We start from the raw sequence: 15,043 nt of genomic DNA, 5'->3' as shown, positions 1-15,043 counted from the left end.
AGGCCCGTCCGAACCGGGCGTCACGTCGGCTGTGGCCACTCCCGGCTCGCGGCCGACACAGTGCAGTCCGCTGTGGTTTCGATCGGGCATCGCCGTCCCGAACTCACGCGGCGTTCGACGCTTTTCTCGCGACCCGCTACTCACCGATAGTTGACGGAATCTCGCACGCGATCGAGGGGACTCGAGCCGAATCCGTTCGACGCGGGACCGCCGATTCGGCGCGGCCGGCCAGCTGTTCGGCGGCTGGCCGCAACGGTTCGGCGATCGACCTCGGTACAACTTTCCCGCCCGAAATCCAACCTCCGCCCATGACCGAGGACAACTCACGCGAACTGTACGATCGGGCGCTATCCGTGCTGCCCGGGGGCGTCAACTCCGCGGTCCGCGCGGCGATCGAGCCGTATCCGTTCTTCGTCCGGAAGGGCGAGGGCGGCCACGTCATCGACGCCGACGGCAACCGCTACATCGACTGGGTGATGGGACTCGGCCCGCTGTTGCTGGGCCACGACCTCCCCGAGCCCGTGCGGGCCGGTATCCAGCAGAAAGCCAGCGAGGGGCCGATGTACGGCACCCCGACGGAGGTCGAGGTCGACCTCGCGGAGTTCGTCGTCCGCCACGTCCCCAGCGTCGAGAAAATCCGGTTCGTCAACTCGGGCACCGAAGCCACGACCTCCGCCGTCCGACTCGCGCGGGGATACACCGGCCGGAACAAGATCGTCGTCATGCAGGGCGGCTACCACGGCGCACAGGAGTCGACGCTGGTCGAGGGCGACGCCGAGAATCCGAAGCCCTCCTCGGCCGGCATTCCGCAGTCGTTCGCCGACCACACGCTCCCCGTACCGTTTAACGACGAGGACGCGATCCGCGAGGTGTTCGAGGAACACGGTGACGACATCGCGGCCGTCCTCACCGAACCGATTCTGGGCAACTACGGCATCGTCTACCCCGAAGAGGGCTACCACGAGTTTCTCCGCGAGATCACCGACGACCACGGCTCCTTGCTGATCTTCGACGAGGTCATCACCGGCTTCCGCGTCGGCGGCCTCGGCTGCGCGCAAAGCGAGTTCGGCGTCACCCCCGATCTGACGACATTCGGGAAGATCATCGGCGGCGGCTTCCCTGTCGGCGCCATCGGCGGCCGCGCAGAAATCATCGAACAGTTCGCACCGACGGGCGACGTCTTCCAGGCCGGCACCTTTTCGGGCCACCCCGTCACGATGGCCGCCGGCCTCGAGACCCTCAAATTCGCCGCGGAAAACGACGTCTACGACCACGTTAACGGGCTCGGAGACCGACTGCGCCGCGGACTGACCGACATCGTCGCCGATCAGGCCCCCAGCTACACGGTCACCGGCACCGACAGCATGTTCAAAGTGATATTCACCCGCGAAGGACCCGGTCCGGACTCGCTCGAGGAGCAGTGCCCGGCCGGCTGTCGGCAGGACCCGACCTGTCCGCGCTACGACTACTCCCCGAAGAACGCCGGCGACGTGAAAAACGCCGAGACCGAGCGCTGGCGGCGAATCTTCTGGGGGAAGATGAAGGACCAGGACGTCTTCCTCTCGCAGAACCAGTTCGAGTGCCAGTTCGTCAGCTACGGCCACACCGAGGAAGACGTCGAGCGAACGCTCGAGGCGTACAAGGAAGCGCTGTGAGCGGGTAACTCGCGGGTGGCGGACTCCACCCACTACTCCAGGACGAGCGCCGTCGTCGTCGCGTCCGCGAGGGATTCGTCGTCCCGTCCGCTCGAGGCCGTCGGGAGTTCGATCGCGAAGCGACTTCCTTCGGGTCCGGTTTCGGTGAGTTCGACGCGTCCGTCGTAGCGGGCGACCAGTTGGGAGACCAGATAGAGGCCGAGTCCGTGCGTGCTCCCGTAGCTCTCGACGCGCTCGAAGAGGGAGTCGACCTTCGATTCGGGGATCCCGGGGCCGTTGTCCGCGATTTCGAACCGGACGGTTTCGGGGCCCGGTTCGACCGTCACCTCGACGCGCGGCGTCGCGGCGTCGTTGTGCTCGATCGCGTTCGAGAGGAGATTGGCGAAGATACGGGCGAGTAAGTCGTCCGCGCGGACGAAGACGTGATCCGGGATCGAGGTCTCCACGTCGATCGGGCCCCACTTGTGCTCCAGCTTTCGGACTTCGTCGGCCAGCACTCGAGCGGCGTCGACGCGTTCGGGCCGGTAGCTCCCTTCGGTCGTCTGCAGCAGTACGCGGACGTCGTCGATCACCGTCGACATCTCCTCGGACTCGTCGATGACGATCTCGAGCCAGCGACGGCTGCGATCGTCCAGCGCCGACTCCGTCTCGAGAACCTGCGACGCGTAGCCGTTGATGATCGTCGCCGTGTTCAACACCTCGTGGCGGAGGATCCCGTTGAGGTAATCGAGGTAATCGCGTTGCTCCTCGAGATGTTCTGAGTGGAGGACGGCGCGCTCGGCGTGCAAGGCGCGTTCGACGGCGCGGCCTTCGATGCAGCCGATGAGCAATCCGGTCCCGGCACCGAACGCCACGGCCCACCGAACCCACGCCCCGATCAGGGCCCACGAGTCGGTCGGAAGGACGAACATGAGCGCGACATTGACGCTCAGAAACACGGTGAGAGCGCCGAGAAACCACCACGCGATGCGGGGGTATCGAGCCGGCGAGAGCGAGGACGACCGGAGCCAGCGGCCCGCGTACGCGATTCCCACGAGAAACGGAATCGTCGTTACGACCCCGATCAGAAACCCGCCCTCAGTGACTGCGGCCGAGAGGAACGTCACTCGGAGCGCGATTTCGGCGAGTAACACGAACGCCAGTGCCATTCCGAATCCCGTCAGGGACGCCGGCAGTCGATCCGCGGCGATCGTTCTGGCGTTCTCGGCCCATTGCATACCCCGTTACTACCCACCGGATCGGTTAGTAGTTCCGGCCATTCCCCCTCTAACGGACCGTCAACGGCCGTTCGTGACCCGAAAAGAAAACCGATTCGCCGTATACGGACTGTTGTCAGTCGTTTCCGGAGCACCCGCAGGACGGTTCGCGGTTGCTCCGGGACATCGGTACAACAGACCGTCTCAGTCGTCGTCGCTGACCGATTCGAGCGACTCGCGATCCGCGATGAGCCGGTCGGCGATGACGTGACCGCTCGTCTCCGTCGCGGTCGCCTTCCGCTGGAAGAGGAGCTTCGCGGCGACGTCCCAGGCGAAGAGAACGGCGCCGGCGATCAGGAGCGTATCGCCGGGCATGCGTAGCCAGAACAGCGTCTGGATCAGCCCGCCCTCGTAGAACTCGAGACTGCGCGAGGCGGCGTACCCCTGGGTGAACGCGGTCTCGAGCTGGAGGAAGCCGATGGGGAGCAAAGAGAGGAAGATCATCAGCGCCAGCCCGACGTTACAGAGCCAGAACGACCAGCGCAGCCGCCGGTTCGTCCAGTGGGTGTCGCGGGTCGTGAGCCGGAGGATGTAGACGGCCATCCCCATCGCGAGCAGGCCGAAGGCGCCGAACATCGCGCCGTGGGCGTGGGCGACGGTGAGGTAGGTCCCGGTCTGGTAGTAGCTGATCAGCGGGAGGTTGATGAAGAAGCCGATGACCCCCGCGCCGAAGAAGTTCCAGACGCTCGAGGCGACGATGAAGTAGAAGGCCATCCGGTAGGGGAAGTCCGTCCCCGCGGTGTCCATCGCGCGGTACTGGCCGAGCGCCTCGTAGAGGATGAAGAGGAGGGGAATGAACTCGAGCGTGGAGAAGACGCTGCCGATCGGGAGCCAGGCTTCCGGGAGGCCGACCCACCAGTAGTGGTGCGAGACGCCGATGATCCCGCTGCCCATGACGAGTGCGGCCTGGAAAATGACGGCTTTCTCGGCGGACTTCTTCGAGAGGAGGTTCATCGAGACCAAGGTCAGGGCGATGACGACGACGATGAAGAACTCGAAGACGCCTTCGACCCACATGTGGACGACCCACCAGCGCCAGAACTCGGTGGTGACGATGTTGGTCCGGGGCGTGTAGAGGAAGCCCGCGACGAACAGCAGTCCGATCGAACCGCCCGCGTAGACGATCATGTGGGCCAGCCCGAAGCGGGGCTCGCGGTCCAACAGCGGCTTGAACCCGCGGGCCACGAGTGCGGTCCAGCCGAGGAAGCCGACCAGCAGGCCGAACTGCCAGACGCGACCGATCTCGAGGTACTCGAGGCCCTCGTTGCCCAGCAGCCACCACAGTTGGCCGTCGAAGACGTTGTTCGTCCCGAGCCAGATGCCGGCCAGCCCGCCGACGACGATGACCAGCAACGCGCCGATCAGCCCCTTCACGTAGCGGGCCTGGTCGGGAGGTTCACGACCGGTGAGTAACGGCGCGAGGAACAGCCCCGCACCGAGCCACATCGTCGCGATCCAGAGGATTCCGAGGTCGACGTGCCAGGTCCGGGCGATCGACCAGGGCAGCCACTGGAGGATGTCGAATCCGATCAGTTCGCGGAGGCCGAAGAAGCCGTCGCGCTCGACGTAGTAGTGGGCGAGCAAGCCGCCGAGGAACGTCTGGGCGGCGAACAGGAGCGCGCCGATCAGGACGAAACGCGTGCTCAACAGCTGGCTCGGGGTCAGCTCGATCTCGGAGGGATGCGGGATCGAGACGCCGGCCGCGTCGGGCTCGGGGATCTCGACGGACTGGTAGAGCCAGATCGCGACCCCCGCACCGCCGACCAGCAGGACCATCGCGATGACGCTCCAGGTCATCACCGGCCCGCCGGCCGCGTTCCCTGCGGCGGGCGAGTACGGCCAGTCGTTGGTGAACGACGCCTCGGATCCGGGGCGGTCGGTGTGGGAGATCCAGGCGGTCCACAGCGCGAAGTCGGCGAACTCCTCGGCCTCCTCGGCGCTGGGGACCTGTCCCTCGGGGATCCCGCGTTCGCGGTCGCCTTCGTAGTAGCGCTCGACGTACTCCTCCCGAACCTGCTGGTGGGCGTAGACTTCCGCGTCCGAGTACTCGACCCGGTCGGGTTCGTACCGGCTCGACTGGAGCTCGTCGCGGACCTCCCGGTCGATTCCGGCCTGGACCGACGCGTTCAGCGCCGTGTAGTTCTCGTCGTGGCGCTCGCGCGCGTAGTACTCGCGCATGTGCTCGGTCTTGGACTCGAGCGCGTCGGCGGTGTAATCGGTGTCGTAGTAACTGCCGTGGCCCAGAATCGAGCCCTGGTTCATCAATCCGTTCTCCTGAAAGACCGCCTTCCCGGAACGAACGTCGTCGCTCGTCGCGACCGTTTCGCCGTCCGGGCCGACGATGGTGTCCGGAATCTCCGGTTCGTTCGCGTATGAGAGCCACGCCCCGCCGCCCATGACGACGAGATTCACGACGAAAATCGTCGCGAGGAACGTGGCGAGTTGCTTTCTGGATAGCTGCATGACGACTACAGTTCGAGCCGAAAGCCCCCTCAAGCGACCCGTGAATTCCAACAATCTGGAAAAAAGGGCGAACGGATTCGCGACGGCGATTAGGGGGCCGGAACTCGTAGCCGTCGCATACCCGTTACCTCTCACGACGAAAGAAGAGCGTCGCGTCTCGCCGTCACGGACCGATCCGCCGGCGCGCTCAGACGGTCCGCTGTCAGTCAGTTCCGGCGCGAGCGCGATCCGGCCCGCGGTCGCACCGCGACAAGGTCACAGTAACCCGTCTCAGTCCGCAGCCGTGACGATCGCGCCCTGGTAGCTCGCGATTTCCTCGAGCACCGCCTCACGATCGCCCTCGCCGACGTCGAACTCGGCGAGCGCGTCGTCGAGGTGGGTCGCGATCGCTCGAAAGTCCGACGGGGTGATGCCCATGTCCGCGTGGACGGCTTCCATCTCTCCGCCGGAGTACTCGACCGGGCCGCCGGTGACCGAGCTGATGAACTGGGCCTGGTGTGCGCGCTGTTTCTGCATATCGACATCGTCGAAGTAGCCTGCGACCTGTTCGTCCGCCGTGACGCGGTCGTAGAATTCGTCTACGACGGCCGTAATCGCGTCTTCGCCACCGAGTCGCTCGTAGAGGGTTGTCGCCATTCGATCGGATCTATCCGACCCAAGTAGTATAAATAGCATGCCGAACGTGTGCCGCAAAAATATTGTGTGTGATACCCACACAATCGAAATTTCGCGTCGGGTTCGGCCTGACTCGCCACGGAACGATGTTCGTGACAATAGCCCTCGGTGTCGGCGGTCCACGCTCCTCTCGCGTCGGACAAGCGTGCGCTTTTCAACTCGAGGCACCGACTGACTCTCATGAGAACGCGCGGGACGCTACGACTGGCGACGAGGGGGTCCGCACTCGCCCGGCGACAGGCCGCCTTGGTACAGGAAGCCCTGGAAGACCGCCGGTACGAGGTCGAACTCGTCACCGTGGAGACGACGGGCGACCAGATCAGAGACGAGTTGATCCACCGGCTCGGGAAGACCGGCGCGTTCGTCCGCGAACTCGACGAGCGCGTCCTCGAGGGCGATCTCGACGGCGCGGTCCACTCGATGAAGGATATGCCGACCGAACAGCCCGCGGAACTCGTGACCGCCGCGGTTCCCGAACGAGGGCGACCGGGCGACGCGCTCGTCACGCCCGACGGGGCGACGCTCGAGGAACTGCCCGACGGCGCGACCGTCGGCACCTCGAGCCTGCGCCGGCGCGCGCAACTCCTCTCGGAGCGACCGGACCTCGCGGTCGAGCCCCTGCGCGGAAACGTCGACACGCGCCTCGAGAAACTGCTCGCGCCCGCGCTCCAGGAAGAACATCAAGAGCGGTCGGAAGCGGACAAGGAGCGGAAGGGAAATACCGGGGACGAGGACTTCGAGCCCGAGTACGACCGCACCACCGACGAGTGGTTCGACGACCTCTCGGAACTCGAGAAGGGCGCGCTCGGCCGCGAGGTCGAGACGGCGTACGATGCGATCGTCCTCGCAGAGGCGGGCCTCGAGCGCAGCGGGCTCGCCCACTCCATCGACTATCAGGAGCTGCCGACGGCGACGTTCGTTCCCGCGCCTGGACAGGGAGCGCTCGCGGTGACCGCGCGGGACGGCGAGACGGCGCGCGATATCCAGACCGCGATCGACTACCCGCGGAGCCGCGTCGAGACGACCGTCGAGCGGACGATTCTGGCGGAGCTCGGCGGGGGGTGTATCGCTCCGGTCGGCATCTACGCGATCGTCCAGGGCGAGCACGTTCACGCGACCGTGAGCGTCTTCGACCGCGACGGCGAGGAATCGGTGACCGGCAGCCGAGATATGCCGGTCGAAACCCACGTGGAGGCCGCTCGCGAGTTCGCGCGCGATCTCGCGGACCGCGGCGCAGCCGAACTGATCGAGGCGGCCCGCGACGACGCCGAGAGTGACGACGGCGGTGTCTCCGAGGAAGATAAACCCGAGGGGAAGTAGCTAGCGAGTACCGAATGTCAGGAACCGATATCGAGGCCGACCCCGGCACCGTCTACCTCGTCGGCAGCGGCCCCGGCGATCCCGACCTCCTCACCGTCAAGGCGAAACGCCTGCTCGAGGCCGCGGACGTGGTCCTCCACGACAAGCTTCCCGGTCCCGAAATCATCGACACGCTCCCCGAGGACCGCCGCGAAGACGTCGGGAAGCGAGCGGGCGGCGAGCGCACGCCCCAGTCCGAGATCAACGAGCGACTGGTCGAACTCGCCCGGGAGGGCAACTCCGTCGTCCGGCTCAAGGGCGGCGACTCGTTCGTCTTCGGCCGCGGCGGCGAGGAAGCGGAGTATCTCGCCGCTCGCGAGGTCCCCTTCGAAGTCGTCCCCGCGGTCACGTCGGCGATCGCCGCTCCCGCCGTCGCCGGCATCCCGGTCACGCACCGCGATCACGCCTCCTCGGTGAGCTTCGTCACGGGCCACGAGGATCCGACCAAGGAGGAGTCGGCCGTCGACTGGGACGCGCTGGCAGCGACCGGCGGCACGCTCGTCGTCCTGATGGGTGTGGGTCGATTACCGGACTACACGAGAGCACTGCTCGAGGCCGGACTGGCTCCCGAGACGCCGGTCGCGCTCGTCGAACGAGGGACCTGGCCCGGCCAGCAGGTCGCGACGGGCACCCTCGAGACTATCGTTGACGCCCGCGATGAGGCGGGCATCTCGCCGCCCGCGGTGACGGTGATCGGCGACGTGGCGGGGACCCGCGAGACGGTCGTCGACTTTCTGCAAAATGACTATGGTGTGGCAAATGACGGCGAAACGGCCGAGAGTGGGGAATGAGCCGATGAGCGACGCACCGACAGTGGCCGTTTTCCGGCCCGACGACGACCGCCTCGAGCGAGCCGTCGCCCTGCTCGAGGCGCTCGGAGCCGAGCCGGTCGCGGATCCGATGCTCGCGGTGGAAGCGACCGACGCGACGCCGCGAACCGACGCCGAGTACGTGATTTTCACGAGCAAGACCGGGGCCGAACTCGTCTCCGAAGCGGGGTGGGTGCCGGACGGCGAGACCGTCTGCGCGATCGGCCCCGCGACGGCGGACGCGCTCCGAGCGGAAGGGTACGCGGTCGATATCGTTCCCGAGGAGTTCACCTCGAGCGGGCTGGTCGCCGCACTGGAGCGAGAGATCGACGGCGCGCGCGTCGAGGTCGCCCGCAGCGATCACGGCAGCCCGGTGTTGCTCGAGGGGCTCGAGGACGCGGGCGCGTACGTCCACGAAACGGTCCTCTACCGGTTAGTTCGGCCCAACGGGAGCGGCGAGTCGGCCGAGCTGGCTGCCGAGGGCGGGCTCGACGCCGTCTGTTTCACGTCGTCGCTGACCGTCGATCACTTCCTCGAGGCGGCCGCGGAGGCGGGCGTTCGGGAGGACGCACTGGCGGGACTCGCGGACGCGACCGTCGGCGTCATCGGCCAGCCGACGGCGGAGACCGCCGAGGAGCGGGGGATCGACGTCGACGTGGTGCCCGAGGATGCGACGTTCGACGCGCTCGCCCGGGAGACGGTGGCGGTAACGTCGGCGCGCGAGCCGTAACGATACCTCGACAATCGCTTTTTCGCCGCGTTTCACAGCTCGTCCTCGAGTAATCTGACGGCGAGTAGGGAGGGGAGCGCGAACCCGAAGGCGTTGACGCTCCCGTGCCAGCGGATCATCTCGGGGATCGTGACGAGCGCCGACGTTCCGGGAAACGAGGAGAACGCGAAGGCGAGCGCCAGCGCCATCGTCCAGCAGATCGACAGCGCGGCGACGGCGAGCAACAGTCCCGGCAGTCGCGCCACGGCGGGAACGACGTCACGGAGTATACGGATCGCGAACCCGGTAACGGCGATCGCGAAGGCGACGACGGCGACGACCTCGAGCGGCGGGGAGAACGTGATGCCGACCGCGATCAGGAGGATGCCGACGACGATGACGACCGTCGCCGTGGCCGTCGCTCGTCCCGCGATCGTCGCCGGGAACCTCCCGTCGTCTCCCGCCAGCGTTCGACCCGCCAGGCCGACGACGAGCGGCAGCGCGAATCCGGCGTAGTGGAAGTGGACGCCCGTCAGAAGGACGATTATCGGCGCGAACCGGAGACTGACGCCGGCCGCGTGCATGCAGAGAAACGCGGCTGCGACCGGCACGTACAACAGGCCGGCGTCGATCGCGAGTTCGGGCAGCGGACCGCCGCCGCGGGCGGCGAGCCGCCCGAGTCCACAGAGCGCGATCGCACCGGTAACGCAGAGCCACGGAAGGGTGAGTGCGACCGCAATGAGCGACCCCTGCGGTGCGGTGAGCGCGGCGACGAGTGCCAGCGCGGCCGGCCCCTGTCCGAAGCCGGCGACTCGATACGGGATCGTCACGGCGGTCACGTCTCGAGGAATCTCGACCACCCCGAAGCCGAGCGGTACGAGAACGAGCGCGGCGAGCGCCGCGTACAGCGCGACGGGAGCGATCGGGATCGCCCCACCGATCGTCCCGGCGACGAGCCCCAGCCAGACGACACAACCCGCCACCGCGCTCAGGTCGGTAACGCGCCGACCGGCGAGTCGAGGGCGGGGGCAGGCACTCGTCGACGGGGCTGGCTCTCGACCAGCGGTCGTCTCGATATCACTCACGCGCTCTCACCCGGCAGGTCGATTCCGCCGAGGGCCGCCGGCGGCGCTGCGTCGTCCTCGAGCGGTCGAAACTCGGTCTCGAACGCGCCCTCGTATTCGAAGACGGTCCCGAGGACGGGATTGGTGATCGCGGCCGAAACGCGAAACCGGTCTTCGCCGTCGTCGTACCAGTCACGAAGGTGGCCGCCGGCCGAGACCGGAGCGGGAATTTCGAGGTACCGTCCGCCGACCCGGAGCCACTGCGTGCCGATCGAGAGCGCCAGCGCGCCGTCCTCGGCAGTGATGTGGAGGTCGGCCGCGACGTGTCCGTGCCGACCGAACAGATCGGTGAGACACCCTCGAGCCGGGTTCCACCGGAGCGTATCCACGAACGTCCGGGGCGGCGACGTCTCGAAGCGCCGGCGAAGAACGAGCGCTTCGTTGCCCGCATCGTCGACGAACGGCTCCGTGACGATCGCGAACGGGACGTCGGTCCCCCGCTCCGGGAAGAGGAAGTCGTCGAGCGTTCCGAGCCAGAGGGCCGGCACCGCGAGGGGGCTCCGGTCGAGTTCGTGCATGCGACCGACGCCCACCGCCTCGCGGCCTTCGCCCGACTCGAGGCCGTACCGATCGCGGACGCGGGGGTGGAGCGTCCGCCACGCGTCGCCGACCTCGCGCTCGAACAGCCCGGTCACGGCTGTCCCTCCGTTCCGCCGGTGAACGCCGTCAGTCGGTGGGTCTCAGTACGTTTCGGAATCATGTCTCGATCGGTGCCGTGTCGCTATCGGTTCTCGTCGGCCAGATACGCCGACAGCGTCCGGAGCGAATCCGGTGACACGCCGAATGCCGTGATGTCGTTGTCCGCGGTCGTGTTGTCCAGCCCCAGCACGCGATACTGGTCGCGGCCGAACGGAATCCAGGGGACGGGGTCGACGAGGATCGCCCCGATCGCGGCCAGCCCCATCGGGATCGGCACGACGGCTCCGCCGCCGCGGATCCGTCCGACCGTCTCGGCGAGCGTGAGCCGTTCGGGGCCACCGATCTCGTAGCACTGGCCGACGTGGCGGTCGTCCTCGAGGCCGTCCGCGAGCATCGGCGCGAGGTCGTCGACCCAGATCGGCTGGAGCCGCGTCCGTTCGCCGCCCGGCAACGGGGTGACCAACGGCGGTGATAGCCGTTCGACGAACGAGATGAACGCACAGCCGTCGCCGAAGACGACCGACGGGCGATAGATCACCCACTCGAGGTCGGCGTCGCGGACGACGCGTTCGGCCCGCCGCTTCGCGCGGAAGTAGGCCGTATCGACACCCGACTCGACTCCCAGTCCGCTCAGCTGGACGAACCGCTCGACACCGGTTCGCTCGGCGGCCGCCACGAGGTGACGGGTCCCCTCGAAATGAACCGCTTCGTGGCTCCGTCCTCGCGGCTGGACGTGCGAGGGAAGCGCGACGAGATTCACGACCGCATCGCGGTCGCCGAAGACGGCGTCGAGTCCCGGGACGGTCACGTCGACGGCGACCGTGTCGACGGCTGCCGGCAACCCGGCCGTGCCGGGCGTCCGCGAGGCGACCGTCACCGCGTGCCCGCGCTCGAGCAGGACGCGACACAGCGCCCGACCGACGAATCCCGAGCCACCGGCGACCAGGACGTCCATACCGATCTCTTTCTATCACGGGGTTGTAACTTGTACGGTTCGTCGAACAGAGACGGTGAGCGGTACGACGGACCGAGGAACGACGGCCCGACGGGCTATTTGAACCTGGAATTCGAACTGGGAATCGATGCGCCGACCCGAACGGACTCGAGCGATCGCGAACCGAGCTACTCGCGGGGATACGCGAGTCAGGATATCGGATCTATGAACGGGAGCCGTCGGCGGTTTCTGGCCGTCTCGGGAACGGCAGTGGTCGGTGGCTGTACCGTTCCCGGAGCCGACCCGATCTCTCCCGACGATCGCGACGCGTCCGCCGACCGCGAGCGCACCGAAACGACGATCGGGTTCGCCGGCGATACGATGCTCGGACGGAGCCTCAACGGACACTACGGGCGAGACGACGTCGATCCCGCGACCGTCTGGGGCGACCTCCGTCCCCGGCTCGCGTCCCTCGACGGCGTCTGCTGTAACCTCGAGTGCTGCCTGTCGACGCGGGGCGAGCCGTTCCCCGGCCGGACGTACCACTTCCGTGGCGATCCCGAGTGGGCCGTGCCGGCACTCGACGCCGGGAACGTCCAGTTCGCGTCGCTGGCGAACAATCACGCGATGGATTACGGAGCGGTGGCACTAACGGACACGATCGACGCGCTCGAGGCGGCGGACATCGACACCGCGGGCGCCGGTGAGTCGCCGGCGGCGGCCCGCGAGCCGGCCGCGTTTTCCGTCGGCGCCGTCGACGTCGCCGTCGTCTCCGTTGCGGATCGCTACGCGGGCTACGCCGCCACCGACGATCGGCCCGGAATCGCCCACATCACGCCCGATCCGACCGATTCCGACACTCAACGGGTCGTCGGAGACGCGATCGAGCGCGCGCAAGCGCACGATCCGGATCTGCTCGTCGCGTCGGTCCACTGGGGGCCGAACTGGGTCGAGCGCCCCAGCGGGCTGCTCGTCGAGTTCGGTCACTGGCTCGTCGATCGGGGCGTCGACCTCGTGCACGGCCACAGCGCTCACGTCGTTCAGGCGATCGAGCGCTACGGCGACGGGGTCGTCCTCCACGACACCGGCGACTTCGTCGACGATTTCGGGATCAAAGGCGATCTGGGCAACGATCGAAGCTACCTCTTCGAGGTCACGCTCGAGGAGGGGCGTCTCGAGGCGGTCCGGCTCGTTCCGATCGAAATCGACGACGGCGTCTCCCGGGCCGGCAAGGGGGCCGCGGCGTGGCTCCGGGGGACGATGCGCGCTCGGTCCGCTCCGTTCGAGACGACGTACGAACGGGACGGCGACGGGCTCGTGGTCTCGCTGTGAGTCGTTCCGTTCTCGGGCGGACGAGCGAACGGGACGATCCGCGGGTTTATGGGCGAAGCCGACCCACCATTCCTCGATGGCAGGGCCGGTTCCCGAACTCGAGGATCGTGCGGTAGCGTGCGCCGAGCGGCTGTGCGAGGCCGACCGAGTACTGCTCGCCTCGCACATCGACGCCGACGGACTCACCAGCGCGGCGATCGCCGCGCAAGCCCTCGAGCGGGCCGGAATCCCGTTCGAGACGGTCTTCGAGAAGCAACTCGACGAGGACGCGATCGCCGACATCGCGGCGACCGACTACGACACCGTCTGCTTTACGGACTTCGGGAGCGGCCAGCTCGATATCATCGGCGACCGCGAGGACGCCGGCGACTTCACCCCGGTGATCGCGGATCACCACCAGCCCGCCGACCGGGAGACCGAGTATCATCTCAATCCGCTGTTGTTCGGAATCAACGGCGCCTCCGAACTCTCCGGTGCCGGCGCGAGTTACGTTCTCGCTCGGGCGTTAGCGGACGTTTCGGACCGCGATCCGGATCCGTCGGTTGCGGCGGACGGGGGTGAGCAAACCGCGGGTTTGCGATCTACGTCGGAGCCGCGCTCCGACGGCGGTGAGCGGTCCGACGGACTGCGATCCTCGTCAGAGGCTTGCTCTGACGGCGGAACGGTCACCGCGTCGGGGGCCGCGAACGCCCGCGCCGACAACTGCGACCTCGCCGCCCTCGCGGTCGTCGGCGCCGTCGGCGACATGCAGGCCGCCGGCGGCGAACTCCACGGCGCGAACGCGGCGATCGTCGAAGAGGGCGTCGACGCCGGCGTCCTCGAGACCGGCAAGGACCTCGCGCTCTACGGGAAACAGACCCGTCCACTCCCCAAGCTGCTCGAGTACGCGACCGACGTCCACATTCCGGGCATCTCGAACGACGCGAACGGCGCGCTGCGGTTCCTCGACGGCCTCGACCTCGAGTTGAAACGCGACGGCGACTGGCGGCGCTGGGCCGGACTCACGAACGAGGAGAAACGGACCGTCGCCAGCGCGCTCGTCCGGCGGGCCGTCTCGAGCGGCGTCCCCGCGACAAAGATCGACGGGCTCGTGAGCACGGCCTACGTCCTCAGCGAGGAGCCCGTCGGCACCGAACTCCGGGACGCCAGCGAGTTCTCGACGCTGCTCAACGCGACCGCCCGCTACGAGCGGGCGGACGTGGGACTCGGCGTCTGTCTCGGTAATCGGGACAGCGCGCTCGAGCGCGCCCGGCAGCTCTTGTGCGAGCACCGTCGGAACCTCTCGAACGGTATCGATCTGGTCACTCGAGCGGGAGCGACTCAGGAGGAACACGTGCAGTGGTTCCACGCGAGCGACGAGATCCGCGAGACCATCGTCGGCATCGTCGCGGGAATGGCGATGGGCAACGCGGGGATCAGCCGCTCGAAGCCGATCATCGCCTTCGCGGACAAGAACGCGGAGGAGGTCAAGGTCTCCTCGCGGGGCACCCACTCGCTCGTCCGGCAGGGGCTCGATCTCTCGGCCGTGATGGGCGAGGCGTCTCGAGCCCTCGGCGGCGACGGCGGCGGACACGACGTCGCAGCGGGGGCGACGGTCCCGAAAGGGGAAGAAGAGGCGTTCGTCGAACGCGCCGACGAACTCGTCGGCGAGCAACTCTCCTAACGACTGTCCGGCGGGTCGCGGGTGCGCCGGAACTGACGAAGCGTACTCCGTCTGCTGGCCGGACCGGTCGCTCTGTCGCGCTATCGCAGCGCTCGCAGAAACGCCACCCTTCTCGTAGTTCGCTCGCCTACTGCATCCGCAGTAACTGCGCGTGCAGCGTCGTTCCAACCTCGAGGACGTTCGCCTCGTCGACGAACCCCTCCTCGACGGCGAGTTCGACGGCGCGGGTGCCGACGATGTTGGCGACGGCCGCCCGTGCGAGACTCTCCACGACCGCGTTCTCGTCGACCTCGTCGCCGCCGTAGAACTCCTCGGTGACGGTTAGGGAGAGCTCGCCCTCCTCGAACGTCTCGCCGAGGACGTCCTCGTCGCAGACGGCGACCAACACCCCTTCCTTCGTTTCTCGTTCGTTGACGATCATTCGA

Annotated in this window: 13 protein-coding genes; 6 read left to right on the top strand and 7 right to left on the bottom strand. The window is 67.6% G+C overall.

The genetic code is table 11. The features are described 5' to 3' along the window. The first annotated feature begins 308 nt into the window (after positions 1-308). Entirely contained in the window at positions 309-1,655 is a 1,347-nt protein-coding gene (hemL, locus tag AC0QDI_RS12540) for a glutamate-1-semialdehyde 2,1-aminomutase (RefSeq protein ID WP_474668611.1), read from the top strand. A 32-nt stretch (positions 1,656-1,687) separates the two neighbouring features. Here the strand turns inward: hemL and AC0QDI_RS12535 are convergent, their stop codons facing one another. The 3 genes from AC0QDI_RS12535 to AC0QDI_RS12525 form a co-directional block, all read right to left on the bottom strand. Beyond that, the gene (locus AC0QDI_RS12535) at positions 1,688-2,872 is read right to left on the bottom strand and encodes a sensor histidine kinase (protein WP_474668609.1); all 1,185 of its coding nucleotides are present in this window, start codon (positions 2,870-2,872) and stop codon (positions 1,688-1,690) included. Between the two features lie 183 nt (positions 2,873-3,055). Next, positions 3,056-5,374 carry a nitric-oxide reductase large subunit gene (locus tag AC0QDI_RS12530; protein ID WP_474668608.1) on the bottom strand — a complete coding sequence of 773 codons (2,319 nt, stop codon included), beginning with the start codon at positions 5,372-5,374 and terminating at the stop codon, positions 3,056-3,058. 270 nt (positions 5,375-5,644) lie between these two features. Beyond that, positions 5,645-6,010, bottom strand: a complete 366-nt coding sequence (locus tag AC0QDI_RS12525) for a group I truncated hemoglobin (RefSeq protein WP_474668607.1) — start codon at positions 6,008-6,010, stop codon at positions 5,645-5,647. Positions 6,011-6,229: 219 nt separating this feature from the next. Here AC0QDI_RS12525 and hemC point away from each other — a divergent pair, with 219 nt between their 5' ends. The 3 genes from hemC to AC0QDI_RS12510 are packed head-to-tail and all read left to right on the top strand — an operon-like array spanning position 6,230 to position 8,947. Further along, positions 6,230-7,369, top strand: a complete 1,140-nt coding sequence (gene hemC / locus AC0QDI_RS12520; RefSeq protein WP_474668605.1) for a hydroxymethylbilane synthase — start codon at positions 6,230-6,232, stop codon at positions 7,367-7,369. A gap of 14 nt (positions 7,370-7,383) precedes the next feature. Further along, positions 7,384-8,199: a uroporphyrinogen-III C-methyltransferase gene (gene cobA, locus AC0QDI_RS12515; protein WP_474668603.1), complete on the top strand. Its 816-nt coding sequence runs from the start codon at positions 7,384-7,386 to the stop codon at positions 8,197-8,199. Positions 8,200-8,203: 4 nt separating this feature from the next. Then, complete coding sequence (locus AC0QDI_RS12510) at positions 8,204-8,947, top strand: uroporphyrinogen-III synthase (protein WP_474668601.1); 744 nt, start codon at positions 8,204-8,206, stop codon at positions 8,945-8,947. A 32-nt stretch (positions 8,948-8,979) separates the two neighbouring features. On the opposite strand, the gene AC0QDI_RS12505 is transcribed toward AC0QDI_RS12510, so the two are convergent. The 3 genes from AC0QDI_RS12505 to AC0QDI_RS12495 all read right to left on the bottom strand — a co-directional run bounded on the left by AC0QDI_RS12505 (position 8,980) and on the right by AC0QDI_RS12495 (position 11,644). Then, on the bottom strand, positions 8,980-10,011 hold the full coding sequence (locus AC0QDI_RS12505) for a YndJ family transporter (protein ID WP_474668599.1): 1,032 nt from the start codon (positions 10,009-10,011) through the stop codon (positions 8,980-8,982). Continuing rightward, positions 10,008-10,685, bottom strand: coding sequence for a DUF4166 domain-containing protein (locus tag AC0QDI_RS12500; RefSeq protein WP_474668597.1), 678 nt, complete (start codon positions 10,683-10,685; stop codon positions 10,008-10,010). Before AC0QDI_RS12500 ends, AC0QDI_RS12505 begins: the two co-directional genes overlap by 4 nt. Positions 10,686-10,771: 86 nt before the next feature. Beyond that, positions 10,772-11,644: a complex I NDUFA9 subunit family protein gene (locus AC0QDI_RS12495; RefSeq protein ID WP_474668595.1), complete on the bottom strand. Its 873-nt coding sequence runs from the start codon at positions 11,642-11,644 to the stop codon at positions 10,772-10,774. Between the two features lie 204 nt (positions 11,645-11,848). Here AC0QDI_RS12495 and AC0QDI_RS12490 point away from each other — a divergent pair, with 204 nt between their 5' ends. Continuing rightward, positions 11,849-12,955, top strand: coding sequence for a CapA family protein (locus AC0QDI_RS12490; protein ID WP_474669231.1), 1,107 nt, complete (start codon positions 11,849-11,851; stop codon positions 12,953-12,955). 76 nt (positions 12,956-13,031) lie between these two features. Continuing rightward, entirely contained in the window at positions 13,032-14,618 is a 1,587-nt protein-coding gene (recJ, locus tag AC0QDI_RS12485; protein WP_474668593.1) for a RecJ family nuclease, read from the top strand. A gap of 127 nt (positions 14,619-14,745) precedes the next feature. Here recJ and AC0QDI_RS12480 read toward each other — a convergent pair whose 3' ends face one another. Continuing rightward, positions 14,746-15,039 carry a DUF424 domain-containing protein gene (locus AC0QDI_RS12480; protein ID WP_474668591.1) on the bottom strand — a complete coding sequence of 98 codons (294 nt, stop codon included), beginning with the start codon at positions 15,037-15,039 and terminating at the stop codon, positions 14,746-14,748. Between the last annotated feature and the right edge of the window lie 4 nt (positions 15,040-15,043).

This window comes from Natrinema sp. LJW11 (genome assembly GCF_056135975.1).
The sequence above is the reverse complement of the archived record's forward strand: the minus strand, read 5'-3'. Positions and strand labels throughout refer to the sequence as shown.